Annotated in this window: 28 protein-coding genes; 9 read left to right on the top strand and 19 right to left on the bottom strand. The window is 59.4% G+C overall.

Annotation, left to right across the window (positions count from 1 at the left end; translation table 11 throughout):
* Positions 1-49: 49 nt before the first annotated feature.
* From ACM6JQ_RS18700 to ACM6JQ_RS18680, 5 genes are read right to left on the bottom strand one after another with little or no spacing between them, the layout of a single operon-like run.
* Positions 50-685: an SCO family protein gene (locus ACM6JQ_RS18700; RefSeq protein ID WP_007911741.1), complete on the bottom strand. Its 636-nt coding sequence runs from the start codon at positions 683-685 to the stop codon at positions 50-52.
* Entirely contained in the window at positions 682-1581 is a 900-nt protein-coding gene (cyoE, locus tag ACM6JQ_RS18695; RefSeq protein ID WP_038365028.1) for a heme o synthase, read from the bottom strand. The genes ACM6JQ_RS18700 and cyoE overlap by 4 nt, the downstream gene beginning before the upstream one ends.
* Positions 1569-2648, bottom strand: coding sequence for a COX15/CtaA family protein (locus ACM6JQ_RS18690; protein WP_007911737.1), 1080 nt, complete (start codon positions 2646-2648; stop codon positions 1569-1571). The genes cyoE and ACM6JQ_RS18690 overlap by 13 nt, the downstream gene beginning before the upstream one ends.
* Positions 2649-2658: 10 nt before the next feature.
* Positions 2659-3252 carry a hypothetical protein gene (locus tag ACM6JQ_RS18685; RefSeq protein ID WP_414894482.1) on the bottom strand — a complete coding sequence of 198 codons (594 nt, stop codon included), beginning with the start codon at positions 3250-3252 and terminating at the stop codon, positions 2659-2661.
* Complete coding sequence (locus ACM6JQ_RS18680) at positions 3218-3958, bottom strand: SURF1 family protein (protein ID WP_007911733.1); 741 nt, start codon at positions 3956-3958, stop codon at positions 3218-3220. The genes ACM6JQ_RS18685 and ACM6JQ_RS18680 overlap by 35 nt, the downstream gene beginning before the upstream one ends.
* 71 nt (positions 3959-4029) lie before the next feature.
* Between ACM6JQ_RS18680 and ACM6JQ_RS18675 the strand changes: the two genes are divergently transcribed.
* Positions 4030-4233 (top strand): twin transmembrane helix small protein, encoded by a 204-nt coding sequence (locus ACM6JQ_RS18675; protein WP_007911731.1) that lies wholly within the window; start codon positions 4030-4032, stop codon positions 4231-4233.
* Between the two features lie 9 nt (positions 4234-4242).
* Here ACM6JQ_RS18675 and ACM6JQ_RS18670 read toward each other — a convergent pair whose 3' ends face one another.
* From ACM6JQ_RS18670 to coxB, 4 genes are all read right to left on the bottom strand, one after another.
* The gene (locus ACM6JQ_RS18670) at positions 4243-5130 is read right to left on the bottom strand and encodes a cytochrome c oxidase subunit 3 (protein WP_007911729.1); all 888 of its coding nucleotides are present in this window, start codon (positions 5128-5130) and stop codon (positions 4243-4245) included.
* Positions 5131-5155: 25 nt separating this feature from the next.
* On the bottom strand, positions 5156-5707 hold the full coding sequence (locus ACM6JQ_RS18665) for a cytochrome c oxidase assembly protein (protein ID WP_414894481.1): 552 nt from the start codon (positions 5705-5707) through the stop codon (positions 5156-5158).
* Positions 5708-5823: 116 nt separating this feature from the next.
* Entirely contained in the window at positions 5824-7410 is a 1587-nt protein-coding gene (ctaD, locus tag ACM6JQ_RS18660; RefSeq protein WP_007911725.1) for a cytochrome c oxidase subunit I, read from the bottom strand.
* 82 nt (positions 7411-7492) lie between these two features.
* Positions 7493-8620, bottom strand: coding sequence for a cytochrome c oxidase subunit II (coxB, locus tag ACM6JQ_RS18655; protein ID WP_414894480.1), 1128 nt, complete (start codon positions 8618-8620; stop codon positions 7493-7495).
* A 369-nt stretch (positions 8621-8989) separates the two neighbouring features.
* Here coxB and ACM6JQ_RS18650 point away from each other — a divergent pair, with 369 nt between their 5' ends.
* Entirely contained in the window at positions 8990-9640 is a 651-nt protein-coding gene (locus ACM6JQ_RS18650; RefSeq protein WP_042609002.1) for a hypothetical protein, read from the top strand.
* A 136-nt stretch (positions 9641-9776) separates the two neighbouring features.
* On the opposite strand, the gene ACM6JQ_RS18645 is transcribed toward ACM6JQ_RS18650, so the two are convergent.
* The 3 genes from ACM6JQ_RS18645 to ACM6JQ_RS18635 form a co-directional block, all read right to left on the bottom strand.
* Positions 9777-11303 carry a SulP family inorganic anion transporter gene (locus tag ACM6JQ_RS18645; protein ID WP_007911721.1) on the bottom strand — a complete coding sequence of 509 codons (1527 nt, stop codon included), beginning with the start codon at positions 11301-11303 and terminating at the stop codon, positions 9777-9779.
* Positions 11304-11393: 90 nt separating this feature from the next.
* The gene (locus ACM6JQ_RS18640) at positions 11394-12122 is read right to left on the bottom strand and encodes a carbonic anhydrase (RefSeq protein WP_007911720.1); all 729 of its coding nucleotides are present in this window, start codon (positions 12120-12122) and stop codon (positions 11394-11396) included.
* Positions 12123-12360: 238 nt separating this feature from the next.
* Positions 12361-13419: a PA0069 family radical SAM protein gene (locus ACM6JQ_RS18635; RefSeq protein ID WP_414894479.1), complete on the bottom strand. Its 1059-nt coding sequence runs from the start codon at positions 13417-13419 to the stop codon at positions 12361-12363.
* 223 nt (positions 13420-13642) lie between these two features.
* On the opposite strand from ACM6JQ_RS18635, the gene ACM6JQ_RS18630 reads away from it, so the two are divergent.
* Both ACM6JQ_RS18630 and ACM6JQ_RS18625 read left to right on the top strand, forming a co-directional pair.
* Positions 13643-13945 (top strand): hypothetical protein, encoded by a 303-nt coding sequence (locus tag ACM6JQ_RS18630; protein ID WP_414894478.1) that lies wholly within the window; start codon positions 13643-13645, stop codon positions 13943-13945.
* Between the two features lie 206 nt (positions 13946-14151).
* The gene (locus ACM6JQ_RS18625) at positions 14152-14427 is read left to right on the top strand and encodes a hypothetical protein (protein ID WP_007911717.1); all 276 of its coding nucleotides are present in this window, start codon (positions 14152-14154) and stop codon (positions 14425-14427) included.
* A 59-nt stretch (positions 14428-14486) separates the two neighbouring features.
* Here the strand turns inward: ACM6JQ_RS18625 and ACM6JQ_RS18620 are convergent, their stop codons facing one another.
* Genes ACM6JQ_RS18620 through ACM6JQ_RS18610 form a run of 3 tightly spaced genes read right to left on the bottom strand, consistent with a single transcriptional unit; the run spans position 14487 to position 18334 of the window.
* Entirely contained in the window at positions 14487-15788 is a 1302-nt protein-coding gene (locus ACM6JQ_RS18620; protein WP_414894477.1) for a c-type cytochrome, read from the bottom strand.
* A 12-nt stretch (positions 15789-15800) separates the two neighbouring features.
* Positions 15801-17585 carry a GMC family oxidoreductase gene (locus ACM6JQ_RS18615; RefSeq protein WP_007911713.1) on the bottom strand — a complete coding sequence of 595 codons (1785 nt, stop codon included), beginning with the start codon at positions 17583-17585 and terminating at the stop codon, positions 15801-15803.
* A gap of 2 nt (positions 17586-17587) precedes the next feature.
* On the bottom strand, positions 17588-18334 hold the full coding sequence (locus ACM6JQ_RS18610; RefSeq protein ID WP_007911712.1) for a gluconate 2-dehydrogenase subunit 3 family protein: 747 nt from the start codon (positions 18332-18334) through the stop codon (positions 17588-17590).
* Between the two features lie 304 nt (positions 18335-18638).
* Here ACM6JQ_RS18610 and ACM6JQ_RS18605 point away from each other — a divergent pair, with 304 nt between their 5' ends.
* A complete protein-coding gene (locus ACM6JQ_RS18605) occupies positions 18639-19307 on the top strand; it encodes a dual specificity protein phosphatase family protein (protein WP_095113096.1) in 669 nt (222 codons plus the stop codon).
* 49 nt (positions 19308-19356) lie between these two features.
* On the opposite strand, the gene ACM6JQ_RS18600 is transcribed toward ACM6JQ_RS18605, so the two are convergent.
* Positions 19357-19644 carry a YheV family putative zinc ribbon protein gene (locus ACM6JQ_RS18600; RefSeq protein ID WP_095113095.1) on the bottom strand — a complete coding sequence of 96 codons (288 nt, stop codon included), beginning with the start codon at positions 19642-19644 and terminating at the stop codon, positions 19357-19359.
* The gene (gene prlC / locus ACM6JQ_RS18595) at positions 19641-21692 is read right to left on the bottom strand and encodes an oligopeptidase A (protein ID WP_095113094.1); all 2052 of its coding nucleotides are present in this window, start codon (positions 21690-21692) and stop codon (positions 19641-19643) included. The genes ACM6JQ_RS18600 and prlC overlap by 4 nt, the downstream gene beginning before the upstream one ends.
* 88 nt (positions 21693-21780) lie before the next feature.
* On the opposite strand from prlC, the gene ACM6JQ_RS18590 reads away from it, so the two are divergent.
* Both ACM6JQ_RS18590 and ACM6JQ_RS18585 read left to right on the top strand, forming a co-directional pair.
* Complete coding sequence (locus tag ACM6JQ_RS18590; RefSeq protein ID WP_414894476.1) at positions 21781-22326, top strand: gamma carbonic anhydrase family protein; 546 nt, start codon at positions 21781-21783, stop codon at positions 22324-22326.
* A 28-nt stretch (positions 22327-22354) separates the two neighbouring features.
* Positions 22355-23005, top strand: coding sequence for an HAD family hydrolase (locus ACM6JQ_RS18585; RefSeq protein WP_414894475.1), 651 nt, complete (start codon positions 22355-22357; stop codon positions 23003-23005).
* A gap of 100 nt (positions 23006-23105) precedes the next feature.
* Here ACM6JQ_RS18585 and ACM6JQ_RS18580 read toward each other — a convergent pair whose 3' ends face one another.
* Entirely contained in the window at positions 23106-24197 is a 1092-nt protein-coding gene (locus ACM6JQ_RS18580; protein ID WP_414894474.1) for an aminopeptidase, read from the bottom strand.
* A 59-nt stretch (positions 24198-24256) separates the two neighbouring features.
* Here ACM6JQ_RS18580 and ACM6JQ_RS18575 point away from each other — a divergent pair, with 59 nt between their 5' ends.
* Together ACM6JQ_RS18575 and ACM6JQ_RS18570 are read left to right on the top strand one after the other, a co-directional pair.
* Positions 24257-24679: a hypothetical protein gene (locus tag ACM6JQ_RS18575; protein ID WP_414894473.1), complete on the top strand. Its 423-nt coding sequence runs from the start codon at positions 24257-24259 to the stop codon at positions 24677-24679.
* Positions 24680-24719: 40 nt separating this feature from the next.
* The gene (locus ACM6JQ_RS18570; protein WP_007911699.1) at positions 24720-25139 is read left to right on the top strand and encodes a hypothetical protein; all 420 of its coding nucleotides are present in this window, start codon (positions 24720-24722) and stop codon (positions 25137-25139) included.
* Between the two features lie 6 nt (positions 25140-25145).
* Here the strand turns inward: ACM6JQ_RS18570 and ACM6JQ_RS18565 are convergent, their stop codons facing one another.
* Positions 25146-25385, bottom strand: a complete 240-nt coding sequence (locus ACM6JQ_RS18565) for a DUF1161 domain-containing protein (RefSeq protein WP_007911697.1) — start codon at positions 25383-25385, stop codon at positions 25146-25148.
* Positions 25386-25475: the final 90 nt, after the last annotated feature.

Raw genomic sequence — 25475 nt, 5'->3', positions numbered from 1 at the left:
TCCGACGTTTCGGGAGGGCTAGGGTGAGGGGCTTTTCACTCTTCAGCTTTTATTTGCGGTTAAGCATCACCGGCAACTGCGCGACCAGTTTGGCGTTGTTCAACGGCGCTCGAATAAACCCGCGCTGCGTACCATCCGGCCCGATCACCGCCAGATTGCCGCTATGGTCGACGGTGTAATTCGGCTTACTGGTATCCGCCGGAATAAACGGAATACTCACCGCATTCGCGACCTTCTGCAGCTCTTCGATCGAGGTCGGCGTCAGGCCGACAAACTGCGGATCAAAGTAACCCAGGTACTGTTTCAACTGCTTCGGGTTATCGCGGTTCGGGTCAACGCTGACCAGCACGATCTGCAACTTGTCCACAGCGTCCTTGGGCAGTTCACTTTTGATTTGCCGCAACTGGGCGAGGGTGGTCGGGCAGATGTCCGGGCAGAAGGTGTAGCCGAAAAACAGCAGACTCCACTTACCTTTGAGCTCGTTGATCGCCACCGGCTTGCCGTCCTGATCGGTCATCGTCACGTCCGGCAGATTGCGGCTCTGCGGCAGCAGAATAATGCCGGCGTCGATCAACGCAGTCGGGTCGCCCTGGCCCTTGCCGCTCAGCACTTTGTTGACGGTAAGTCCCAGGATCAGCGCGATCACGGCGACGAGGATGAAGACGGTTTTCTGGGTTCGAGTCATAGGTTCAACAGTAAGTAGTGGTCTACGAGCAGGGCGATGAACAGCAGAAACAAGTACCAGATAGAGTACTTGAAGGTGTTGATCGCCGCGTGCGGCCGAGTGCCACGGTACAGCACCACGGCCCATTGCAGAAACCTTGCACCGAGGGCGAGCGCGCAAATCAGGTAGAGCACACCGCTCATGTGGATCACGTACGGCAGCAGACTCACCGCCAGCAGAGCGAAGGTGTAGAGCAGAATGTGCACCTTGGTGTAGTGCTCGCCGTGGGTGACCGGCAGCATCGGGATGTCAGCCTTGGCATATTCCTCTTTGCGATGAATCGCCAGCGCCCAGAAGTGCGGCGGGGTCCAGGCGAAGATGATCAGCACCAGCAACAACGGTTCGGCGCTGACGTGACCGGTGGCAGCCGTCCAGCCGAGCAGTGGTGGGGCGGCGCCGGCGAGACCACCGATGACGATGTTCTGCGGCGTCGCACGTTTGAGGAAACCGGTGTAGATCACTGCATAACCAAGCAGCGAAGCCAGGGTCAGCCAAGCCGTCAGCGGATTGGTGAACGTCAGCAACAAGGCCTGACCGAGCAGCGCCAGCACTAACGCAAACGTCAGCGCCGCCGCCGGCGAAACCCGGCCTTCAGCCAGCGGCCGTTTGTGCGTGCGCGCCATCACCGCATCGATGCGCCGATCCACCACATGGTTGACCGCCGCCGCGCCACCGGCACACAACGCAATGCCCAGATTACCGAACACCAGTACCGTCCACGGCACCCCGGCGCGGGTCGCGAGGAACATGCCGACCAGCGAGGTGATCAGCATCAGCACCACGACTTTCGGTTTGGTCAGTTCCAGGTAATCACGCCAGATCGCCTGATGCGGGCGTTCGCCAATCAGAATCGCCACGGCGTTTCTCCTTTAATAGTGATGGGCGCGGCCGCGTGTTTACGCGGGCTCAAGCGCCAGCGCGCGAGCACCGGTTGTTTGACCCGAACCAGACTGGTGCGCGCGTGGTAATTGACCAGCACCATGGTCAGCAACAGCGCCGCACCGCCGGCGTTATGCGCAACCGCCACCGGCAGCGGCAGATGGAACAACACGTTGCTGATGCCGAGGCTGATCTGTGCGGCGAGGGCGATCAGCACGAGGCCGGCCAGCCGCGTCATGCCGACCACTTTCAGTTGCCAGGCCAGACCGAGCAGCACCAACGTCACCAACAGCGCACCAATACGATGAGTCAGGTGAATCGCCGTGCGCGCATCACTGTCGAGTTGCCCACCGAGATAGTTCGGGCCGATGTGTTGGGTCAGGTGAAAACCATTGGCGAAATCCGCCGGCGGCAGCCATTGCCCATGGCAGGTCGGAAAGTCGATGCACGCCACTGCCGCGTAGTTGGAGCTGACCCAGCCTCCCAGCGCAATCTGACCAATCACCAACAACAATCCCGCCGTCGCCCAATACTGCAAACGCTTGGGCACGGTCAGCGCAGGCAGCACCCCTGACAATCTCAACGTCAGTAAAAACAACAGACTCAACGTCGCAAAACCGCCGAGCAAATGCCCGGTGACCACTTGCGGCCAGAGTTTGAGCGTCACCGTCCACATGCCGAACGCCGCTTGCGCAAACACCACCGCCAGCAGGAACAGCGGCAGCTTCAGCGGTTGCCCCGGATGACGACGATTGACCCAGGCGCGCCCGGCCAGTATCGAAATCAGCAGGCCGAGGGTGCCGGCAAAGTAGCGGTGGATCATCTCGTTCCAGCCCTTGTGCGCCTCTACCGGCGAGTCCGGGTAATGCAGTTCGGCGTGGGCCAGTTGGGCTTCGCTTTTCGGCACGCTGATAAAGCCGTAGCAGCCTGGCCAGTCCGGACAGCCGAGGCCGGCGTGGGTCAGGCGCGTATAGGCGCCGAGCAGCACCACAATCAGGGCCAGCAGGGTGGCAAACAGCGCGAGGCGAAATCCAGGTTTGGCCATGACGATGCCCTTATCCGATGTTCGACAGTTTCAGCAGATGACGCAGGTCGTTGAGCAGATCCTTGCCCTTCACATTCGGCTCGTAACGCAGCACGAGGTTGCCGTGCGGGTCGATGATCCACAGTTGCGGCGTGGCTTTGTCGCCAGTCGCTTTGCTGAACACACCAGCGTCCAGCGGGTAGCGTTGCAGCTGTGGATATTCGCGGGTCAGCTTGGCGTCGTAATCAGTGCTGACCGGTTGCGCAACGGCGAGAGCGTGGCTGGCGCGGCCAGCATCACGACCGAGGCCGATCTGAATCTGCCGCGCCAGATACACCAGTTGCTGGCAATCCACCGCGCAATCCTTCGGCGCGGTGACCAGGATCTGCCAGCGCTCCTCGTTGGCCTGCACGCCGAGGTCGGCGCGGGTCTGGCCGTTGCCGATCAGTTCGCCGTGATAGCTGCGACCTTCCGGTACCCAGAACTGCAATTTGTACATACCCGTGGCGAGCACCATCGGCCCGATCACGCCAAGCACGATCAGCAGCAATTGAATGCGTCCGCGCCGACGGGTGGCGGCAGGTTTCGCCTCAGACATGCTGGGTGGATTCATGGCCGTTCCCATGGTGGTTCTCCTTTGCGTTGTGCAAGCCCAAATAGACGTAGAGGCCGAGCAGGGCGGTGGCCATGGCGAACCACTGCACGGCGTAACCGAGGTGTTTTTCCGGGCCCATGGCAACCACCGGCCAATCGGCCTCGTAGCTGGCCGGGCCGGGTTCGGCGCGTAATTCGTAGGCGAAGCCGTCGCGATCCAGGGTTTTCCACAGCTTGGTGGGTTCGACGGCAGTGATGGTTTGCGGCCAGGTGCTGCTGACCGGATCGGCGTGCAACTGGAAAGTAGCGCCGGGGGCGACGTAGACCCAGGCATCGACATTCAACGCTTCAGTGGGCGTAGTGAATTGTGGCGGCACGCGGCGATCCGGCCACGGCAACCAGCCGCGATTGACCAGCAGCCACAGACCGCTGCGTTGATCCTGAAACGGTTGCAGCAACTCGACGCCAACCTTGCCATTCCGCTGGCGGTTATCCAGCAACAAGCTGTGCCCGGCATCGAACTGACCGTGCAGATGCACGCGGCGATAGGCCGGATCGGCGCTGTTCAGCAACTCAGTGCTGGCCATCGGTTCGGCCGCGCGGCGTTCGGCGTAACTGGCGAGCAGGGCGGTTTTCTCCGCGCCCCGGCTCAATTGCCAGAAGCCCAGCGACACCAGCAGCGGCAGCAACAACGCCACTACCACAGTCGGTATCACGCCCGGGCGAAAACGCTTCATGGCTGCGCCACAAAGTCAGTCGTTGCGATCGCTATACTCAACTGCATCGCCTGTCCCCCGGAGTTCTTCCCATGCTCAAAACAGCCATCGTCCTGATGCTGATTGCCACGGTGATCAGCCTGTTCAGCGGCCTGTTTTTCCTGGTCAAGGACGACAGCAGCTCGAATCGCCTGGTCATCGCCTTGAGTGTTCGGGTGGCATTGGCCGCCGCCACCGTCGGCTTGATCGCCTGGGGTTTCTACAGCGGCCAACTGGTATCGCATGCGCCTTGGTAACTCTGGTCCTCAGAGCACGTAAACGAAGATAAACAGGCCTATCCAGACCACGTCGACGAAGTGCCAATACCAGCTCGCCGCTTCGAAGCCGAACTGGTGCTCGTTGTCGAAGTGGCCCTTCATGATGCGCATCAGCATCACGAACAGAATGATCGTGCCGATGGTCACGTGGGCGCCGTGGAAACCGGTGAGCATGAAGAACGTCGCGCCATAAATGCCCGAGCCGAGGGTCAGGCCCAGTTCGTGATAGGCGTGAATGTATTCCTCAGCCTGGAAACCGAGAAACGCGCAGCCGAGCAGCACGGTGATCGCCAGCCAGATTTTCAGCGCGCCGCGATGGCCCTTCTTCAAGGCATGGTGTGCGATGGTGATGGTCACGCTGGAGCTGACCAGCAAGATCGTGTTGATCAGCGGCAGGCCCCACGGGCTGATGACGTCCTTGGGCGGCGGGAACAGTTTCGGGTCCGGCGTGTGCAGTAGCGGCCAAGTGAACTGAAAGTTCGGCCACAGCATATGGGCGATGCCTTTGGTGCCTTCACCGCCGAGCGCCGGCCCGGAGACGTGGCGCACATAAAACAGCGCACCGAAGAAGGCGACGAAGAACATCACTTCAGAGAAGATGAACCAACTCATGCCCCAGCGGAACGAGCGATCCAGCTGCGCGCTGTAGAGCCCTGCGCGGCTTTCCTTGATCACCGTACCGAACCAGCCGAACAGCATGTACGCCAGCAACAGGCTGCCAACGAAAAAGATGTACGGGCCGTGGGATTCCGGACGCGTCGCCTTCAGATCGTTGAACCAGACGGCCAGGCCGTACACGGTAATGGCCATGCCGAAAGTGGCGATGATCGGCCATTTGCTCTGGGCCGGAACGTAATAGTGCTCATGAGTTGCCATTTATTGTTCTCCTTATCGGGCACGCTCAACCGCCAGTGTTTACAGCCACCGGTGGATGTCGGGCGGTGATATCGAACAGCGTGTAGGACAGCGTCAGGTGCTTCACATCCTTGGGCATGTCGCGGTCAACAATGAAGCGCACCGGCATCTCGATCTGCTGACCGGGTTGCAGCACCTGCTGGGTAAAACAAAAGCATTCGGTCTTGTGGAAATACGCCGCCGCGTTGCTCGGCGCGATGCTCGGCACGGCTTGCGCACTCATCGGTTTGTCGGTGGGATTGCGCGCGATGAAGATCATCTCGTTGACCGCGCCGGGATTGGCGGTGAGTTCGTCGTGCTTGGGGTAGAAGTCCCATGGCATATCCGCGGTGTTGGTCGACAAAAACTGCACACGCACCTGGCGGGAAGTGTCGACCACCTGCTCACCCTCGTACTGCCCACCGGTCTTGCCATTGATGCCGAAGGCTTTGCACATCACGTCGTAGATCGGCACCAGGGCAAAGCCGAAGACAAACATCGCCACCACCACCCCGAGCAGACGGGTGACGAGTTTTTTCAGCGAGATCGAGTCAGCCATGGTTCATGCCTCCCCACCAAACCCTGTAGGAGTGAGCCTGCTCGCGATGGGTCCACCGCGGTGTGCCTGACACACCGCCATCGTGAGCAGGCTCACTCCTACAAAAGTCAGGCGTTTCATTTCACTTCCGGCGGTGTGGTGAAGGTGTGATAAGGCGCCGGTGACGGCACGCTCCACTCCAGACCTTCCGCACCATCCCAAGGCTTGGCCGGTGCTGGCGGACCGCCGCGAATGGTCTTGATCACGATGAACAGGAAGAAGATCTGCGTGGCGCCGAACATGAACGCGCCAATCGAGGAGACCATGTTGAAGTCGGCGAACTGCAGGTTGTAGTCCGGAATCCGTCGCGGCATTCCCGCAAGACCGACGAAGTGCATCGGGAAGAAGGTCAGGTTCATGCCGACAAACGACAGCCAGAAATGCAGCTTGCCGAGGGTTTCGTCATACATGTGACCGGTCCATTTCGGCAGCCAGTAGTAGGTCGAGGCGAAGATCCCGAAGATCGCCCCCGGCACCAGCACATAGTGGAAGTGCGCGACCACAAAGTAGGTGTCCTGATACTGGAAGTCCGCCGGGGCGATGGCCAGCATCAGTCCGGAGAAACCGCCGATGGAGAACAGGATCACGAACGCCACGGCAAACAGCATCGGCGTCTCGAAGGTCAGCGAGCCTTGCCACATGGTGCTGGCCCAGTTGAACACCTTCACCCCGGTTGGCACCGCGATCAACAGCGTCGCGTACATGAAGAACAGCTCGCCCACCAGCGGAATGCCGACCACGAACATGTGGTGCGCCCAGACAATGAACGACAGGAACGCAATGCTCGCCGTGGCGTAGACCATCGAGGTATAGCCGAACAGCGGCTTGCGCGAGAAGGTCGGAATGATCGAGCTGACCGCGCCGAAGGCCGGCAGGATCATGATGTACACCTCGGGATGCCCGAAGAACCAGAACACATGCTGGAACAGCACCGGGTCACCGCCACCGGCAGCACTGAAAAAACTGGTGCCGAAGTGGATGTCCATCAGCATCATCGTCACGCACCCGGCCAGCACCGGCATTACCGCGATCAGCAGGAACGCGGTGATCAGCCAAGTCCAGACGAACAGCGGCATTTTCATCAGGGTCATGCCGGGGGCGCGCAGGTTGAGGATGGTCGCGACCACGTTGATCGCGCCCATGATCGAACTGATCCCCATCAAGTGGATGGCGAAGATGAAGAACGTCACGCTTTCCGGCGCGTAGGTCGTCGACAGCGGTGCGTAGAACGTCCAGCCAAAGTTCGGCCCGCCACCGGGGGTGAACAGGGTCGACACCAGGATCAGGAACGCCGCCGGCAGCAGCCAGAAGCTGAAGTTGTTCATCCGTGGCAGGGCCATGTCCGGCGCGCCGATCATCAACGGGATCATCCAGTTGGCGAGGCCGACGAAGGCCGGCATCACCGCACCGAAGACCATCACCAGACCGTGCATGGTAGTCATCTGGTTGAAGAACGCCGGTTCGACGATCTGCAATCCGGGCTGGAACAGTTCGGCGCGAATCACCATCGCGAACGTGCCGCCGAGCAGGAACATGGAGAACGCAAACCACAGGTACAGCGTGCCGATGTCCTTGTGGTTGGTGGTCAGCACCCAGCGCATCAGGCCTTTGGCGGGGCCGTGGGCGTGGTCGGCATGACCATGGTCATCAATGACAGCGCTCATGGCCGGTCTCCTTTACGTGAGTGGACGGGGCGGGCCGGGGCGCGTTGCCCCGGCCGGTTCACGAGGTACGCGATAGACCGGCTCATTTGCTTTCCGCCTGTTTCAGCTCCAGCACTTCTTTTGGCGTGACCATGTCGCCTTTGTTGTTGCCCCAGGCGTTACGTTCGTAGGTCACGACCGCTGCGATATCGACTTCCGACAGCTGCTTGCCGAACGCCGCCATGGCGGTACCGGGCTTGCCGTGGAAGACAATACTCAGGTGATCCTTGATCGGGCCGGTGGCGATTTTCGAGCCTTTGAGCGCCGGGAACATCGGCGGCAGGCCTTGGCCTTCAGCCTGGTGACAGGCAACGCAGGTGCTGTGGTAGACCTTGTCGCCGCGTTCCTTGAGTTCGTCGAGGGTCCAATCCTTGCTGGTCAGCTCTTTAAGCTGCGCGGCTTCGGCTTTGCGCTCGGCGAGCCACTTGTCGTAGTCGGCCTTGTCCTTGACCTCGACCACGATCGGCATGAAGCCGTGATCCTTGCCGCACAGTTCGGCGCATTGACCACGGTAGATGCCGGGCTTGTCGATGCGCGTCCACGCCTCGTTGACGAACCCCGGAATCGCATCGCGTTTCACCGCAAAGGCCGGTACCCACCAGGAGTGAATAACGTCGGCAGAAGTCACAAGGAAGCGCACTTTGGCCCCGGTCGGCAGCACCAATGGCTTGTCGACCTCGAGCAAGTAATGCTCGCCCTTGGTTTCCTTGTTGTGGATCTGCTCGGCGGGGGTGGCCAGATTGCTGAAGAACTCGACGTCCTGACCCAGGTATTTGTAGTGCCACTTCCACTGATAACCGGTGATCTGGATATCGATATCCGGCTCACTGGTGTCGTACATCTTGATCAGGGTGGCGGTCGCCGGCACGGCCATCGCTACCAGAATCAGGAACGGTACGACGGTCCAGAGAATTTCGACGGTGGTGCTTTCGTGGAATTTTGCGGCGACCTGCCCGGTAGAACGGCGGTGCACCATCATCGACCAGAACATGGCGCCGAAGACGATGATCCCGATCACCACACAGATCCAGAATATGGTCATGTGCAGGTCGAATACTGCGTGACTGATTTCAGTCGCTCCAGGCGCCATATTCACAGTCCATGCGGCATGCGCGGGACTGAAAATCGACCACAACAGGAGGCCCATCCAGACGTGTGGATGTCGCATCATTGCGGGTTCCCCTTATCGTTCTTGTTATCCCGCCGGCTTTCGCCTGCGGCAAGGGAGCGGCTGCATCAGACTACGAACTTGAATCGCCGGGCCTTGCTGCGGGTGCAGTCGGGCGTCATCAGCTAACTCCATTCACTGGCGAGTATAGACAGCGACGGGAAATTGCAATGTGCACACGTAAATCAACTGAAACAGCCAGTACTTGCGTTCAAGGGCACGAATGGAGAAGGATGCAGACGAGTGGTGGCAAACCGATATAACGCAGGCGCATCAAGGATGAAATAATTATGACAAATGCGTCTTAGCATTTTTCGTAAGCCAGCTAACTTATGTCTTCCCTATTTCATTGCCTTGTTTCCTGGAGTTTTCATGAACACCGCCGCATTGCGCGAGCAGATCCAAAAAGCCCAACAACACGAAAAAGACACCGGCCTGCTGACCCGTCAGTTGGAGAGCAAGCTGCCTCATTTACACCCGGCGATCCAATTGCCAGAAGCCGACGCCCAAGGCGTGCTGACGCGTTTTGTCGCCGCCTATATCGATGAAGTGCCAGACCTGCTGGATGCAGCCAATGAAGTCGCCAGGGAAGCGGGAATCGAATCGCAGATCAAACCGGTGCTGAAAATCGCCGAGCAGTATTTCCTGCAGCCGCCAGCCATCATGGCCGGGCACGTTGGCCTGGATAGCCTGCTGGATGAAGCCTATCTGGCGCACCGTTTTGTCGAAGAGGTCAACGACCTGTACATCAAGCATTTCGGCCAGCCACTGATCCCCTTGGACATGACGGTCGCCAACTTGATTGCTCACCAATTGATCGGTGAGGAATTTGCCAACCAACTGGACGAAGCGGTGCATCACGCGATCGACGAGATGCTCAACGACGAAAGTTTTGCGCTGGAATCGGTAGAAGCCTACCGCGAAAAACTCAGCAGCCCGGACACCGGCGCCGCGTGGAAACGCTGGCCGTGCATGAGCCGCCGACTGGGTGTGGGCCTGGAACTGGACCAGCCTGCCGCGTAATCCTGAGCGACACCCAAATACCTGTGGGAGCTGGCTTGCCAGCGATAGCGGTGGATCAGTCAGCATTGTCAGTGACTGACACTCCGTCTTCGCTGGCAAGCCAGCTCCCACAGGGTTTTTGTTCAGGCGGGAAGATTTAGCCGGCGGCGCCGATACCGGTAGTAGTTCGAATCCGTCCCTCAAGCCTGCGCTTCAACCCACGCGACTCAATCAACAGCTTCGAGCCCTTCGCCGCATTCGCCCGGCCCCACTCTTCCAGCAACTCCAGACACGAATGGTCGATGTAGCTCAGGTTATTGAGCGGCACATGCACCGTCGTCCCCTGCGGAATACTGCCCAGCACTTGCGTCAGCGCCGGCACCTTGAGGAATGTCGCCGCGCCGACCAGACGCAACTCCATCTCACCATCCTGTGGCAGATCGATCAGGCTGATCTTCAACCGCGACGCTTTGAACGCGAGTTTCAACAGCGTCAGACCGAAACCGATCAACACCCCGGTCAGCAGGTCAGTGAAGATGATCGCCAGCGCCGTCGCCGCATAGGTGAACATCGGCATCCGTCCATAACGGCCCAGACCTCGAAACGCTTTGAGATCGACCAGTTTGAACCCGGTGTAAACCAGCACCCCCGCCAGACTCGCCACCGGAATGCTTTGCAGCACGCTCGACAGCAACAACACGAACGCCAGCAGCCACAGGCCATGGAAGATCGTCGAGTAACGCGTGGTCGCACCGGCCTGGACGTTGGCCGAACTGCGCACGATTACCCCGGTCATCGGCAGCGCACCGAGCAGACCGCAGAGCATGTTGCCGACCCCTTGCGCCGACAGTTCACGGTCGAAGTCCGATCGCACGCCGCTGTGCATGCGATCCACCGCAGCCGCGGAGAGCAGCGTCTCGGCGCTGGCAATGAATGCCACGGCGAACGCGGCGATCAACAGCGTAGGGTCGGCCAGGCTAAGCAGGTCCGCAGGCTTGAGCCAATCAATGGCCTCCGCCAGATTCGCCGGCACCTCGACGCGTTTGACCTGCAAAGCGAGCAACAGACTTGCCCCGGTTGCCAGACCGACACCGAGCAATGCGCCCGGAACGAAGCGCAGCGAATGCGGGCGAAACTTCTCCCACAACCACATCACTGCAATCGTCGACAGTCCGAGCAAACCCGCCTGCCAGCCAAACGACGGCAGCGCTTGTGCCACTGCCGCCGGGAATGCCGTCAGGTTATCCAGCCCCGAGGGCTTCGGTGACGCATCGAGCATCACATGCACCTGTGACAGCACGATCAACACGCCAATCCCCGCCAGCATCCCGTACACCACCGCTGGCGCCGTAACCCGAAACCAGCAGCCGAGCTTCAAGCGGCCGGCGACCAGTTGCAGAAAACCGGCAAGCAACAGAATCGGCCCGAGCATCTCGATGCCGTGCTGGCGCACCAGTTCAAACACCAACACCGCCAGCCCCGCCGCCGGCCCGCTGACCTGCAACGGCGAGCCCGCCAACCAACCGACCACCAGACCGCCGATGATCCCGGTGATCAAACCCTTGGCCGGTGGCAGCCCGGAGGCAATAGCAATACCCATGCACAGCGGCAGGGCGACCAGAAACACAACCACTGAAGCGAGCAGCTCCCGTGGCAACACCGCTTTCAATTGAGCCGCACGCATGGCGATTCTCCCGAAGTTTTCTTCAGGCATGGCTTCGCCGAACCGCTGAAACAGCGGCCGGCGTCAAACCACACAGATGTTTAGGAAGATTTAGAAGCGCGCTTTGGGCGTCGCCACCGGAATCGGATGGCTACCGTCGAGCGGCAGGAAACGGCCCTGATCCGCGTCGTAAGCTTTGATTTCGCTGGTTTCGATGTCGTAGACCCAGCCATGGATGAACAGATGACCGTTCGCCATGCGCGAGGCTACCGAAGGATGGGTACGCAAGTGCTGCAATTGGGCGATGACGTTTTCCTCGGTGAGGATCGGCATGCTTTCTTTTTCGTCGGCGCAGTTACAGTTCTCATGCACCATGGTTTTCGCGACTTCAGCGTGGCGCAGCCAGGCTTTGACCGTCGGCATCTTTTCCAGGCTGTCCGGATTGAGCACTGCACGCATGGCGCCGCAATCGGAGTGGCCGCAGATGATGATGTGCTGCACGCCGAGCGCCAATACCGCGTATTCGATTGCGGTGGAAACGCCGCCGTTCATCTGCCCGTACGGCGGCACAACATTGCCGACGTTACGGGTCACGAACAGATCGCCGGGCGAGCTGTGGGTAATCAGCTCAGGGACGATGCGCGAGTCGGCGCAGGTAATGAACATCGCCTTGGGCGCCTGCGCCGTGGCGAGTTTCTTGAAGAGCTCTTCCTGCTGTGGGAAGACCTCATGATGAAAATGCAAAAAGCCGTCTACGATCTGTCGCAGCGCTGCATCGGCGGATTCCGCTTCAGGGGTTTGCGCCGACGCAGCCAACGGCTGTTTATCCTTGTCACTCATGATTCATCCTCTTTGGCGGATTAGGGGAGTCATTCCCATGTATTCCGGTATGAAGCCAGTGGCTGTTTAAAACATCCGGGTCATCCCGACCCGTCAGTCACTCGATGAACAAGGTAGCCGCCGAAACTTAACTCAAACTGAATCAAACGCTCTAGAACGTGTGTTCCAGGTCACAAAAACCGTGACTGGGTGATTTCGGCGGAAGGATTCCAACCCCTCAACCATAGGCCAATTGTCGCTAAATCAACGACATCTGGCGACCCGGCGGACAGAAGGCCGTGCAATCGAGGTTATAGCCTTCGCGATGATTCATGCCAAGACGCTTGATGGCTTTGGCAAATCGTTGCGCGAGCAGGTCGGCGAACACCCCTTCGCCGCGCATGCGTGCGCCGAAACGGCTGTCGTAGAGCTCACCGCCACGGCTCTGGCGGATCAGGCTCAGCACGTGTGCGGCGCGTTGCGGATAGTGCGCCGCCAGCCATTCCTCGAACAACGGCGCCACCTCCAGCGGCAGGCGCAGCATCATGTACGCCGCGCTTTGCGCACCGGCTGCGTGGGCCTCGTTGAGCAGGTTTTCGATTTCACTGTCGTTGATCATCGGAATCATCGGCGAACACAGCACGCCGACCGGAATGCCGGCCTCGCGCATGACCCGAATGGCGCGCAAGCGCGCTTTGGGTGCCGCTGCGCGCGGTTCGAGGATGCGTTTGAGCACATCATCGAGTGTGGTCAGGCTGATCATCACCGCGACCAGCCGTTGTTCGGCCAACTCGGTCAGCAGATCTAGATCGCGAAGAATCAGCGAGCCTTTGGTGACGATGGTCACTGGGTGCTTATAACGCAGCAGCACTTCGAGGGTCTGCCGGGTGATTTTGTGTTCGCGCTCGATCGGCTGATACGGATCGGTATTGGAGCCCAGGTTGATCGGCGCGCATTGATAGCCTTTCTTTCCGAGCTGTTCTTCCAGCACCTGGGCGGCGTTGGTCTTGGCGATCAGCCTGGTTTCGAAATCCAGCCCGGGCGACATATCCCAATAGGCATGGCTGGGCCGTGCGTAGCAATAGATGCAGCCATGCTCGCAGCCGCGATAAGGATTGATCGAGCGGTCGAAGGGCAGATCGGGAGATGTGTTGCGGGTGATGATGCTCTTTGCGGTTTCGATCATCACCTCGGTGCCTTGAGTCAGCGGCACTTCCTGGTACCAGCCGTCATCCTCGGCCACCGATCGGTTCGGCGCGAAGCGGTTGTGCGGGTTGCTGGCGGTGCCGCGACCGCGAGGCGGTAGAGGATTGATCATTTGGGCAGGCTCCTGATCTGTATATGCATACAGTACATGAGCGGGGCCACTGTGATCCAGTACCGTTCAGCGATGGGAAACTTGCTGACTGGAAAAGTTTATATATAAGTGCAAAGTACAATCCGAGATACATATGCCCCGTTGTCGCGACAAGTTATCGAATATAGTCTTGGTTACTTCTATCGGCACTTGGCCGATAACTAAATTAAAAAGGATTTAATTCGTGTCGTATCTCAATCAACGTGGTGTGTTCTTGCAGTTGATGCTGCCGAATGCGTCGGAGCCAAATACTATCGTTTCCATGCAACTGGCCCGCAAGGAACTGGGCTGGAACGCTGAAGATGAGCTATCCACCGAAGGGCTGGTCGATTCGATCTACGTGGTGGCGGTGTCCAGCGACCGTGGCAAGACATTCACTATTCGTAACAACAAGAAAGATGTAGACGGTGATGGCTATATTGATAACGACGACAAGGCGAAGTTGATTGCATTGGCCAAGGCTTATGTAAGTATCGTTAATCCGTAATTGAAAGTGCAAGAGTCGCAAACAAATAACAATAAAGTCCTGCATGAAAATTCATGCAGGGCTTTATTGTTTTAGAAGAAGACACTGTGAATGGAAGGTGATCAGTCAAGGGCTGGCTGGGCATACACCCTGTCAACTCTGACAGTAGACCGGAATTCTCGCCAAGCCTAATCTCAAACACGCAATCAATCTGAAGGGTTTCATCCATGGCTATCAGAATACTGCTGGAAATTGCGGATATGGATCGAGATGGAAGTCCGGAAATCGCGTTTTATCACTACAGTGAAGACGCGACCGAAATGATGGATTACGACTATTCGCTTTTTGCTTCGTCGTCGCAGGCCAATGGCCGTTATGACTTGATCTCCGAAGACGCCATCGATACTGACGGCGATGGCGACACCGACAAATACGACGAGAAGCTTTATCTGCAGTTGGCCGATGCATTCGTGCAGTTCAAAGGCTTTCAGTCCAAGCGTTGATCGGCCGCTGACACCACACGAAAAGTCGAACCGTGCCAGCGGCGTATCAATCACATCCGTCAGTTATGCGTGGTGACTTGCCCCAAATCATCCCCGGAAGTCGTCTGCATATCGTTCTTGCGCAGATTGGCCACATCCTCAGCGTTAACCGGCGCACCTTTATTACCCCAACTGCCACGGATGAAGCTCACCACATCCGCCACTTCCTGATCCGACAGGCGCCAGGCGAAGCCCGGCATGGTGAAGGTCGACGGTGCCGTGTGCGTCGCCGGCAACGTGCCGCCCTTGAGCACGATGTGGATCAACGAAGTGGGGTCTTCCGATTGCAGCACCGGATTGCCCGCCAGCGCCGGGAACACCCGGGTGTAGCCGTGGCCATCGGTGCGGTGGCACGCTGCGCAGTTGTCGATGTATACCGCAGCACCGCGCTGACTGTCATCGCCATTCCATAGGGCTTTCGCCGCTTTCTCGTCGTACTGATGCGGCTGATCTTTAGGATCACTGGCCGGCAGCGACTTGAGGTAGCGGGCAATTGCGGTCAGATCAGCGTCGGTCATGTATTGCATGCTGTGGGTGACCACATCACTCATGCCGCCGAACACGGCGCTGCGATCGCTGCGACCGGTCTTGAGGAACTGCACCAGTTGCTCCTCGCTCCAACTGCCGAGGCCATCCTTGTGATCGCCGCGCAGGCTCTTGGCGATCCAGCCTTCCAGCGGCGCACTGCCGGCGAGGAAGTTGCTGCCATCGGCAGCGCTCAGGGATTTTTCCTGCATGGTCAGGGCGCGCGGCGTATGGCAAGCGCCGCAATGGCCAAGGCCTTCGACCAGATAGGCACCACGGTCGATCACCGGGTCGGCACTTGTCGTTTTGTAGTCCTCGACCTTCGGCGCAAACATCCAGCGCCAGCCCATCAGCGGCCAGCGCATGCTCAACGGCCATGGAATATCACTGGCCTTGTTCTCTTGCGCCACCGGTTCTACGCCGTGCATGAAGTAGGCGTACAGCGCTTGCATGTCGGTTTCGCTGACACGGGCGTAGGACGGATACGGCATCGCCGGGTACAACGTACTGCCGTTTTTGGCGACGCCATGGCGCACGGCCTGATCGAAGTCTTCGAAGCTGTATTCTCCGACGCCGGTCTTGTCCGGGGTGATGTTGGTCGAGTAAATCGTGCCGATCGGGGTTTCCATTGGCAGGCCACCGGCGAACGGTTTGCCACCCTTAGCGGTGTGGCAGGCCACGCAGTCACCGGCGCGGGCGAGGTATTCGCCCTGTTTGATCAAGCTTTGATCAACGTCGGCCGCATGAGTGGAGGCACTGCCGAGCAGCGCCAGGGTCGCGATAACGAGATTTTTCATGGTCATCGCTCCTTAAGCCTGAACCAGCGGGCCGGGGTTTTTCAGGTACTGCTCGCGGATTGCCTTCGCCGACCAGTAGGTCAGTGCGGCAACCAGGCCGGTCGGGTTGTAACCCAGGCCTTGCGGGAACGCCGAGGCACCCGGAACGAAGACGTTATGCACGTCCCAACTCTGCAGGTAGCGGTTCAGCGCGCTCTTCTTCGGATCGGTGCCCATGATCGCGCCGCCGTTGAGGTGGGTGGTCTGGTAAGAGGCGGTGTTGAAGTGATCGCCGACTTTCTTGCCGATCACGGCAATGGCTTTCGGCCCCATCGCTTCGGCGACCTTGCCCATTTTCTCGACCATGAAGCGGTTCATCTTGATGTCGTTTTCCTGCCAGTCGAAGGTCATCCGCAGCAGCGGCAAGCCGTAGGCATCGCGGTACACCGGATCGAGATCAAGGTAGTTGCCCCGATAAGACTGATGCGCGCCGTGGGCGTCCATCGACACCTGGTGGGTGTAGTAATCGGCGGTCGCGCGTTTCCAGTCACTGCCCCAGGCCGGGGTGCCCGGCGGGTTCGAGGTGCCGGCAATCGGCCGGCTGCCGGCCTGGTTGACCCACATCGGCGAGCCGCCGACAAAGCCGTGCGGGCCGTGGTCGAAGTTGTCGGCGTTGAAGTCGTCCAGCGCCACGCCGTTGCCGCCGGCGCCGATGAAGTTGTTGGTGTGGGTGTCCTTGTCGAAGAACGCCTTGATGGTCGCCATGTTCTGGTAGGCGAAGTTACGCCCGACCACGCCTTCGCCGCTGATCGGGTCGTACGGCTTGCCGATGCCGGAGAGCAGCATCAGACGCACGTTGTGCAACTGGAACGCGCCGAGAATCACCAGATCCGCCGGTTGCTCGATCTCGCGACCCTGGCCGTCGATGTAGGTCACGCCGGTGGCTTTGGATTTCGTGCTGTCGAGGTTGACCCGCAGCACGTGCGAGTTAGGTCGCAACTCGAAATTCGGCAAAGGTTTCAGCGCCGGCAGAATGTTCACGTTTGGCGAAGCCTTGGAGTACATGTAGCAGACATAACCGCTGCAAAAACCGCAGAAGTTGCACGGGCCCATCTGCGCACCGTAAGGATTGGTGTACGGCCCGGAGGTGTTCGCGGACGGCAGGTTGTAGGGTTTGTAACCGACTTCTGTCGCCGCTTTACCGAACAGCTGTGCGGATACCGTGTTCTTCTGCGCCTCCAGCGGAAACGGGTTGGAGCGATCCGGTGCGTACGGGTTGCCGCCCTTGCCTTGACCGACCAGTTGGCCCTTCACGGTCCAGGCCTGGCCCGAGGTGCCGAAGACTTTTTCGGCGAAATCGAAGAACGGCTCCAGTTCTTCATAGCTGACGCCGAAGTCCTGGATAGTCATGTCCTTGGGGATAAAGCTTTTGCCGTAGCGCTCTTCGTAATGGCTGCGCATGCGCAATTCGATCGGGTCGACGCGAAAGTGCACGCCCGACCAGTGCAGACCGGCGCCGCCAACACCATTGCCGGGCAGAAACGCGCCCAACTGGCGGTTCGGCAGGGCGATGTCGTTGACGCTGTGGCGAATAGTGACCGTCTCTTTGGAGATGTCCTGAAAGAGTTTTTTGCGCACGCTGTAGGTGAGTTCGTCGATCACCTGGGGATAGTTGCCGTCGGGGTAGGTGTCCTGCATCGGCCCGCGCTCCAGCGCCAGCACGTTGAGACCCGCTTCGGTCAGCTCCTTGGCCATGATCGCGCCGGTCCAGCCAAAACCAACGATGACTGCGTCAACCTTCTTCATTACCGTTGCCATGCTTACGCCCTCTCGCCGCGAATCGAAACTGCCGGGAAGGGGTATTGCTCGTTGCGTTCCACCCAATCCATGAAATCGGCGCGGGCGCCGGGGAAGCCGATCATGGTCCAGCCGACCATGCCTTTGTTGCCACCGTGGATCGGGTCGCAGAAGAACCCTTCCTTGGTGTTTTGCAGCAGCAGATTGAAGAAAATCTTCGCCGGCACCGCATCGAATTGCGGCTTGCCCGCTTCAAGTTGCTTGAGCAAATCGTCTCGGGTAGCGCTGTCTTGCTCAGCAAATACTTTACCGTTGAGGGATTTTGCCCACTGATCCGTGGCGGCAATGCCGAGGCGATAGATCTCTTTGGGCACCAGTTTGCTCTGCCAGCCCATTTCCGGCGCGGCGTCGGCATTGAACGGGCCTTGCATGTACCAAAGGGCACCGGCGGCGTACGGCGTGTTCATCTGCCGGTCGATGTATTCCGGCACACCGGCTTCGAGCGCGCCCGGGCCTTGGGCATCGTTGGGGATCAATTGCGCGACGGCGGCATTGATGAATGCCCATTCTTCGGCGGTGAAGTAGCTCGGCTGATAAACCCCGGCATCAGCGCGGACCGGTTGCGGCGCGGGTGCAGTGGGTGCGGCTTCGGGCGCCGCTTGCAGCACGCTGCTGCCCAGACCGGTGCCGGCCAGGGTGACCACCGGGATCAGGGTCAGGGATTTGCGCAAAAACTCACGCCGCGGGTTGTCTCGATTTTCATCAGACATGGTGGTGCACCTCATCAGGCATTAAGGGACAGCCGCTTCTGCGAGCGGCTTGAGGATTTTTCGTCGCGACAACAGCGGTCTGACCCAGGAAAAGGGGACGCGCCTGCAACATCATGTGACAAATGGTAGCAGGCTAAGCTTCTCGATGAACCGATTCATCGGAAAAAACACCGGTTTTCTGAGTGGCGATGAATGAAACAGTGTCCATTCACAATTCTTTGACAAGCGCCTCACAGGGCTTTGACCGCGCAACGCCGAAGCTGCGGCTCCTATCACCGATGAACCCCGACACGGTTACCCCAGCATGTCCCGAGTGCGTTTGTTCCCTGCTTTGTGTTTATCGCTTGTCGCGCTGTTGCACTGGCTGCCAGCCCAGGCTGCGGCGACTGCGACTGCGACTGCGACTGCGACAGCGACGGCCCGTCCCACTGATTGGGCGCAACCGGTCGGAGTGCAATACAACCTGTTCCAGATGTCGCCGACGCTCTATCGCAGCGCATTGCCGGATGGCGGCGCCGTACCGTTGCTGAAAAATCTCAAGGTCGCCACGGTGATCAACTTCCTCCCGGAAGCCGACAGTAATTGGTTGTCCGAGCCGGACATTAACCAGGTGCAACTGCCGTATCGCACTAATCACGTTGACGACGCCGACGTGCTCAAGACCCTGCGGGCTATTCAGTCTGCCGAAGCCAAGGGTCCGGTGTTGATGCACTGCAAACACGGCTCCGACCGCACCGGCCTGATGGCGGCGATGTACCGCGTGGTGGTGCAGGGCTGGAGTAAAGAAGACGCCTTGAGCGAGATGACCCAGGGCGGTTTCGGTGAGAGTGGGCACTTTCGCGACAGTGTCCGCTATGTAATGCAGGCCGATGTCGACAAACTGCGCACAGCGCTGGCCAATGGTGATTGCAGCACCAGCGCGTTCGCCACCTGCTCGATGAAGAGCTGGTTTCAGTCAGTCAATCTGAAGTAATCCACGACCTTCCACGACGTTGCATCGTGGAAGGTTTTCCAGTCGCAGCTCAGTCCTCGGACTTTTTCTTCAGCTTCGGATTCGGAAAGAACTGCACCGCCTGCACGGTCTTGTCCGCCGCAGGTTTGTTCAATGCACTGGTGTTGACCCGCGTGCCCAGTTCTTTCGGTACCGACAGCCCTTGCTCGTTCAGCGTGTCCGAGTAACCGCAGGCCACACATTCACGGTGCGGCACGCTGTCCTCGTTCCACATCATCAACTTGTCCGGCTCGCTGCACGCCGGGCAGACCGCCCCGGCGATAAAGCGCTTCTTGGTAATCACAGGTGCCTCACTCATGCTGCCGCGTCCTCACTCAGGCCGCTGTGGCGCAAGAGTGCGTCAATCGACGGCTCACGGCCACGGAAGTCGACGAACAGCACCATCGGCGCCTGCGAACCACCGCGCGCCAGAATCGCTTCGCGGAAGGCACGACCGGTTTCAGCGTTGAGCACGCCGTCCTCTTCGAACTTCGAGAAGGCATCGGCCGAGAGCACTTCAGCCCACTTGTAGCTGTAGTAACCCGCCGCATAACCCCCGGCGAAGATGTGCGCAAAACTGTTCGGGAAGCGGTTGTAGGCCGGTGGGCGCATCACCGACACCTCGTCACGCACGCCTTCGAGCACTTGCAGCACGCTGCGGCCGTCACCGTGGGTGGCGTGCAGCTCGAAGTCGAACAGCGAGAATTCCAGCTGACGGACCATCATCAGGCCGGACTGGAAGTTCTTCGCCGCGAGCATCTTTTCCAGCAGGTCCTGGGGCAGCGGCTCGCCGCTTTCGTAGTGACCGGAAATCAGCGCGAGGCCTTCCGGCTCCCAGCACCAGTTTTCCATGAACTGGCTTGGCAGCTCGACCGCGTCCCACGCGACACCGTTGATGCCGGAAACGCCAGCGTGATCAACGCGGGTCAGCAGATGATGCAGACCATGACCGAATTCGTGGAACAGCGTGGTCACTTCATCATGAGTCAGCAGCGCAGGCTTGCCGCTGTCGGCCGGGGTGAAGTTGCACACCAGATTGGCCACCGGGCTTTGCAGCACGCCGTCGACAGTGCGGCGACGGTCACGGGCGCCGTCCATCCATGCACCGCCACGCTTGTTGGCGCGGGCATAGAGGTCGAAGAAGAAGCGGCCGACGTGCTGGCCGTTTTCTTTGATTTCAAACAGGCGCACGTCCGGGTGCCAGGTATCGAAGCCTTTCTGCTCGGCGATTTCGATGCCGTACAGGCGCTGAACGATGGCAAACAGACCGCCCAGCACTTTGTCGATCGGGAAGTAGGCGCGCAGGGTTTCCTGGGCGACGCTGTAGCGTTGCTCACGCAGTTTCTCGCCGTAGAAACCGCTGTCCCAGCTTTGCAGGTCTGCGCAGCCCTGTTCGGCGGCGTAGGCGCGCAGCTGTTGCAGATCCTGTGCGGCAAACGGCTTGCTGCGCTTGGCCAGATCACGCAGGAAGCTCAGCACCTGATCGCTGGACTCGGCCATTTTCGTCGCCAGGCTCAGCTCGGAGAAGCTGGCGAAACCCAGCAGCTTGGCCAGCTCCTGACGCAGGTCGAGGATCTCTTCCATCACCGGGCCATTGTCGTTCTGACCGGCGTTCGGGCCTTGATCCGAGGCGCGGGTGCAGTAGGCGGCGTAGACTTCTTCGCGCAGTGCGCGGTCTTGCGCGTAGGTCATCACCGCGTAATAGCTTGGGAATTCCAGGGTGATCAGCCAGCCGTCGAGGCCTTTGGCCTGTGCGGCGGCCGCCATCTGCGCCTTGGCCGAATCGGTCAGGCCGGCGAGGGCGGCTTCGTCGGTGACGTGCTTGGTCCACGCCTGCGTGGCGTCGAGCAGTTGATTGGAGAAGCGGCTGCCCAGCTCGGACAGTTTGCTCTGCACTTCGGCATAGCGCTTTTGCTCGGCTTCCGGCAGGTCGATACCCGACAGACGGAAGTCACGCAGGGCGTGTTCCAGAATAGTCTTTTGCGCCACGTCGAAGCCGGCGGCTTCCGGGCTGTTGGCCAGCGCTTCATAAGCCTGGAACAGTTCGCGGTTCTGGCCCATCTCGGTGGAGTAGGCGCTCAGGGCCGGCAGGCACGACTCGTAGGCTTCGCGCAGTTCGGCGCTGTTGCACACGGCGTTGAGGTGGCTGACCGGGCTCCAGGCAGCGCCGAGGCGATCATTGAGTTCGTCCATCGCCAGTACCAGCCCGGCCCAGGTTGGGTTCTGAACCTGAGTCTTGAGGATTTCGGCGATGGCGGCGCGGTTGTCGGCCAGGATGGTTTCAATGGCTGGCAGGACGTGTTCGGCACGGATCGTGGAGAACGGTGGCAGGTCGTAGGACTGCAGCAGAGGGTTGTTCACGCTCACGGTTGGCACCTTGGCTGGGGAAACATTGCCCCATCTTAATTACAATCGGCATTCACCGCAGCTATCGGCGACAGAGAGAGAAATTATCGTGTCCGTTCGCAAGTACCAGAATCACACCCCACGCCTGTGCAAGGGCGCGTTTGTCGATGGCTCGGCAGTGGTCATCGGCGACGTCGAAATCGGCGACGACAGCTCGGTCTGGCCGTTGACCGTGATCCGCGGCGACATGCACCGCATCCGCATCGGTGCGCGCACCAGCGTCCAGGACGGTTGCGTGCTGCACATCACCCATGCCGGTCCGTTCAATCCGGACGGTTTCCCGCTGCTGATCGGCGATGACGTGACCATCGCCCATAAAGTGATGCTGCATGGTTGTACCGTCGGTAGCCGCGTATTGATCGGCATGGGCAGCATTGTCATGGATGGCGCGGTGGTCGAAGACGATGTGATCATCGGTGCCGGCAGCCTGGTGCCGCCGGGCAAACGGCTGCAAAGTGGCTTCCTTTATGTCGGCAGCCCGGTAAAACAGGTGCGGGAACTCACCGACAAGGAAAAAGCCTTCTTCACCTACAGCGCGGCGAACTACGTGAAACTCAAGGACCTGCATCTGGCCGAAGGCTACGACCAGCTCTGAATCGCCTTACACCTGCTCAGGATTTCTCATGCATTACCAGACCGTTCTGTTCGACCTCGATGGCACCCTGACCGACCCGCGTGAGGGCATCACCCGTTCCATCCAGTTCGCCCTTGCCAAGCTCGGTATCGATGAGCCGGACCTGACCAGACTGGAACACTTCATCGGCCCACCGTTGTTGCAGGCGTTCATGCAGTTCTACGATTTTGATGAAGCCAAGGCGTGGCAGGCGGTGAATTTTTATCGCGAACGCTTCAAGGTCACCGGCCTGTATGAAAACCGCGTGTTTGATGGTGTTACGCCTTTATTGGAAACCCTGAGCGGGCAGGGACGGCAGCTGTATATCGCCACTTCGAAGCCGTGGGAATTTGCCCGCGAGATTGCCCGGCATTTTGATTTTGCCCGGCACTTCAAGGTGATTTACGGCAGCGAGCTGGATGGCACGCGCACCAATAAGGTTGAGCTGATTGCGCATCTGATCAAGGAAGAAGGGCTGGATCCGTCGGATACGCTGATGATCGGTGATCGCAAGCATGACCTGATCGGGGCACGCAGTAATGGGCTGGATGCGGCGGCGGTCGGTTATGGGTTTGGCAGTTTTGAAGAGTTGAATGCCGAGGCGCCGGCTTATCACTTTGAAACGCTGGACGCGTTGCATCAGGCGTTTCTGCAGCGCTGATCAGTACGCCATCGCTGGCAAGCCAGCTCCCACAGGTGAGTGATGTACTCAGGTTCACCGCTGTCCCTGTGGGAGCTGGCTTGCCAGCGATGAGGCCAATTCAGCCACGAAAGGTCTGAGAGTCAGCCAACGCTTTCAGCGCCGCTTTGCGCTCGGCGGCCGGCAGCTCCCCTAACTTCTCCACCTCCGCATAAAACCTCATCCAATCCCCCCCGACCTTTTTGAACAACGCCGCAAACGCCGGCACCCACTGGTCATAAAGCCCAAACGGCAGCAACCGCGCATTGTTCAGCGGCGCGTTCACCCAAGCGTCGTAACGCTTGTCCCCAGCCCATTGGCTGTCCCTCATCACCCGATAATCCCGGCGAAACTGCTCGAACTCGGCCGCTTTGCGTTCGCGCATTTGCTCAGCCGGCAATGGCTGGGCATACAGTTTTTCCAGCCGTGAACGGGTATCGAGGACCAATTCAATGAACTGATCGCGCTGCTTCAGCCGCGAATCGGTGTCCGCCGGCAACCCACGAAACGCCCGCCACTGCCGCGTGCCTTCCTGCTCGACAAACGAGGCGAAGGATTCGTTGAACTCGGTGTCGTCCTTCACGTAAAAGCGCTGATGCGCCAGCTCATGAAAGATCAACGTGGCCAGGCGCTCATCACCCCAGCCCATCATCGAATTAAGGATCGGGTCGTTGAACCAACCCAGCGTCGAATAGGCCTCAACGCCACCTATCGATACGTCCATGCCCTGCAATCGCTGGATTGCCGCTTCGCCGCGCGCGGCGCTCTGACTGTAATAGCCGCGATAGGCCACACACCCGGCAATCGGGAAGCAATGATTCTGCGGCGTCAGGGAAAACTCCTGCGTGGCGAACACATTCCACACCACATACGGGCGATGGATGTCGGCGTAAAGACGATAGCTCTGGTTATCCGGCAAGTGCAGATGCTCGCTGGCAAAGGCGCGGGCCTTTTGCGATTGAGCCAGGTGCGCGCGCAGTGTCGCGTCGCGGCTCGGGTCGTTGATCACCTGCTCCACAGGCTCGCGCGCCCGCAGCAATTGCAACTGACCGCTGGCCAACTGAGCGTAATAGCTGACGCTGGCGCAACCGTTGAGCAACAAAAACAACACACCCGGAAACAAAACCCGAAAAACGCGATCAAGTAACCCAAGGCTTGGAAACGGCCTGATCAAAATAAGAAATCCCCCGGAGAGTCTGCCCGCAAGACTATCCCGCCTAAAGGAGCACCGCTATGCGCATGTTGATGCTGTCAGGAGGCCTGCTGACGCTGGCCGGTTGTGCCGGATTCGGAATGCCCGATCCTGACCCTTCGCAAGCCTGGATCGATCTTGATGCCCGGCAGCAGGACACGTCGTTGCAAGCGCTGAAGGTCGATAGCAGCGTGACCGACGACAAACGTTACTTCGAAGTGCAGCCAGGCAGCCATGAGTTGAAGGTGCGTTATCAGTTTCCGGTGGAGGCGACCAATATCGGTCCCGACGCTGAGCCGCTGTGGCGCGATTGCCAGTTGAGCGTGAAATTCAAGGACTTCAACGCCGGCCAGCGTTATCAGTTGCAGGCCGGCAGTATCGGCTTTCGACCATGGGCCAAGCTTTATGACGAGCAGCGCAAAGTGGTAGGTCAAGGCACACCGGCAGGCTGTCAGCGCACCTGATCGGCGCTATGCTGAGGATTCACATCCGTGGATATTCATCATGCGCCAGTTGCTGTTGTTGCTCGCTGCCGGTCTTTTGGCCGGTTGTCAGACGCCTTTGCCCCCGGCCGATCCGCACATGGCCTGGGTCGATTTTTCGACGCCGACACCCGGCGGTAAAGTGCTGATGGCCGAGCGTCTCGACAAACAGCGACTGAATGACGGGCGCTACTTTCAGGTCACCCCCGGCAGTCACGAACTGCGCGTGCGGTTCGATTTCGAAGTGTTTGGTGGTGGCGGCAGCTTGATGAACGGCCCGGTGGAGCGGCTGTGCTATCTGTACATCCGCTATGACCATTTCGAGGCCGGGCAGCGTTATGTGCTGGAGGGGCGTTCGCTGGGGTTCACTCCGAGTGCCCGGCTGTACAACGCCAAGCGCGAAATCGTTGCCGAAGATCGTGACTACAACTGCATCATGTGAAATGTTTCAGCTGTCGTTTTTCTGGTAGATGATCGCTTTGGTGCCGTTCTCACATGAACCGACCACCATGGCGATGTCATGTTTCGCAGCTTCTTCCTTGGTTACGATTTCCAGTGTATAGGACGGCACTGCTTTAGCCTGAATCTTGATTTCGATCTCTTTCTTGAGTTCTTCGCAGTCTTTGGGTGCCGCAATTACCGAGGTGGCCAGTGCACTGCAGAGAATCGCCAAGCCAATACGTTTCATGAGTGAAGCTCCCTGAGGCAGCGCGCACGGGCGTGCGCTGAAGCTGCTGTCATTGATTCGACCATACTTTTACAGCGAGGGTTCTGACTT

It is taken from the genome of Pseudomonas sp. IT-232MI5 (assembly GCF_949767845.1).
Classification (GTDB): Bacteria; Pseudomonadota; Gammaproteobacteria; order Pseudomonadales; family Pseudomonadaceae; genus Aquipseudomonas.
The sequence above is the reverse complement of the archived record's forward strand: the minus strand, read 5'-3'. Positions and strand labels throughout refer to the sequence as shown.